At 45.6% G+C, this 2,729-nt stretch carries 2 protein-coding genes; both read right to left on the bottom strand.

Annotated elements, in window-relative coordinates; translation table 11 throughout:
- Positions 1-69 precede the first annotated feature (69 nt).
- Positions 70-1,074 carry an FAD-binding oxidoreductase gene (locus tag ACTHUM_RS11255; protein WP_070459847.1) on the bottom strand — a complete coding sequence of 335 codons (1,005 nt, stop codon included), beginning with the start codon at positions 1,072-1,074 and terminating at the stop codon, positions 70-72.
- A gap of 81 nt (positions 1,075-1,155) precedes the next feature.
- Positions 1,156-2,586 (bottom strand): Asp-tRNA(Asn)/Glu-tRNA(Gln) amidotransferase subunit GatB, encoded by a 1,431-nt coding sequence (gene gatB / locus ACTHUM_RS11260; RefSeq protein WP_070459844.1) that lies wholly within the window; start codon positions 2,584-2,586, stop codon positions 1,156-1,158.
- Positions 2,587-2,729: the final 143 nt, after the last annotated feature.

Here is a 2,729-nt window from a genome sequence, read left to right on the forward strand (position 1 = left end):
CAAATAGATTGCCGTCAAATTTTACTCTTAACAGCTGCATTCAAACATATAAATCCTGTATACACATCACTATGCCGGTGAAAAAGCATCACAGAAGAAGGCATCTTCCGGTAAAGCGCAATTTTGAGTCAGCAAACTTTGCGCATTCTCCGTCATGGCTGGTGACCCGCAAGCATAAACTTCATATTGGCTCAAATCAGGATAATTTTGTGCTGCAACGTTTTGCACATATCCACTCTCCCCTTTCCATTCAGAATCAGGCTTAGAAAGAACAGGCAAGAATTTCGCATTTTTCAGACGGCCTATTAATGCTTCTGCTTCTTCCAATGCGTACAAATCCTCCTGCTGACGTGCTCCCCAGTAAAAATGAACCTGACGTTCGCTATTCTGATGAATCAAATCAAGCAAGATGCTGTGGATAGGTGCGTAACCTGTACCCGTTGCCAACAAAACAATCGGTCTATCGCTGTCCTTTTGCAAAGTAAACGTACCCAATGGGCCTTTAATGCGGACAATGCCTTTTTCTTTGATTTTAGGCTCTGCACCAAAAATCATTTCCGAACATACGCCATTTTCTCGTTTCCGAATATGCAACTCCAAAACGCCTTCTTGGTCAGGTGAATTGGCGATTGAATAACTGCGACTAATATTACCCGGAAGCAACAAGTCAATATACTGCCCTGCATAAAATGCAAACGATGGGGCTTTAGGCAAAGCCAATCTCAACAAAGCAACATCATGTTTGATTTCAATCGTTTCGATACGTACAGGCAAAGTGCGCACTGGCAAAGCATTCGGATTAAACCCCTGCACATTGATTTTCAGGTCGCTCTTCGCAGTAGTACAGCACAATAGCACTTTGCCCTGCGCTTTTTCTTCTTCGCTGATGGCTTTATCAATATGATCGCCCATTTCAAATTCACCACTCATCAACTCGGCCTTACATTGTCCGCAGGCGCCACTTTTACAAGAATGGGGCAGATTTAAATTCTGACGGGTCGCAGCAGCAAGAACGGTTTCATCATCGTTTGCCGTAAATGTTATTTGATCTGATAAGGTAATAGTATGTGTCATGGTATTTAGAATAATTTTAGAATCAAAAATAAAGGCCGTCTGAAAAATAAGACCTATTTTTCAGACGGCCTGTCCTATCTATCAAGCTAATTTGGCTTTAATCAACTCTTGAACTTGAGCAGGATTGGCCTTGCCTTTACTTGCTTTCATCACTTGGCCGACAATCGCATTCAAGGCTTTTTCATTGCCGGAACGGAATTGCTCAATGGCTTTCGCATTATTTGCCAACACTTCATCCACCATCGCTTCAATTGCTCCAGTGTCGGTAATTTGTTGCAAGCCATGTTTTTCGATGATTTCGGCAATACCTGCTTCAGGCTCGGCCCACATTGCTTCAAAAGCTTTTTTCGCCAATTTGCTACTTAATGTTCCGTCTGCAACTTTAGCAACCAACTCGGCAAGGCGTGGAGCCGTAATCGGGCTTCCAGCTAATTCCAAACCTTCTTTGTTCAAAGTAGCAGCAAGCTCGCCGTTCATCCAGTTCGCCGTTAATTTACCTTGGCCGCAGGCTTTGGCTGCTTCTTCAAAATAGGCGGCTTGAGCGCGGCTGGCAGTTAACAGGCGCGCATCATAGTCAGACACGCCGTAATCGACAACAAAACGCGCCGCCATTTCATGCGGCAACTCTGGCATTTGCTCTTTGGCTTTTTGCAATTGGCCGTCTGAAATAATGACCGGAAGCAAATCCGGATCTGGGAAATAGCGGTAATCATGTGCATCTTCTTTCAAACGCATCACACGGGTTTCGCCTTTTTCAGGGTCAAACAGCATGGTTGCCTGCTGTACTTTACCGCCGTCTTCCAAGATTTCAATTTGCGCTTCCACTTCATAATTGATGGCTTGTTCCAAGAAGCGGAAAGAGTTGAGGTTTTTGATTTCACGGCGTGTACCGAACTCTGCCTGACCTTTCGGACGGACAGATACGTTGGCATCAACGCGGAACGAGCCTTCCGCCATATTGCCATCGCAAATATCCAGCCAAGTTACCAAACCGTGTAACGCTTTAGCGTATGCCACGGCTTCGGCTGCGGAACGCATTTCAGGCTCGGAGACAACTTCCAATAAAGGCGTACCGGCACGGTTCAAGTCAATACCGGTGGCACCGTTTAAACCCTCGTGCACGGATTTACCCGCATCTTCTTCCATGTGCGCACGGGTAACATTGATGGTTTTAACCTCATCGCCCACTACGATTTCCAGTTTGCCGTGTTCTACAATCGGCAAATTCAACTGGCTGATTTGATAGCCTTTTGGCAAATCAGGATAAAAATAGTTTTTACGGTCGAACACGTTTTTCTGATTGATTTTCGCATCCAAAGCCAAACCGAGTTTGATGGCTTTTTCGACGACTTCGCGGTTCATTACCGGCAATACGCCCGGCAACGCACACTCAACCACGCTGGCGTGGGCATTAGGCTCGGCACCGAATGCAGTGGATGCGCCGCTGAAGATTTTGGATTGGGTGTTGAGTTGGACGTGGATTTCCAGTCCGATTACGGTTTCCCAAGTCATAAGGGTCTTTCTGTCGAAAAAAAGTTAATCGGTTAAATGAGTGATTCGTTTTTCAGACGGCCTGAATAAAAAACCATAACAGGCCGCCTGTAAGATAAGTTTATTTCCTGCGGCGTTGGAAACCGGGCAGTTGCCAATGGAAA

It is taken from the genome of Neisseria sp. P0021.S006 (assembly GCF_051956895.1).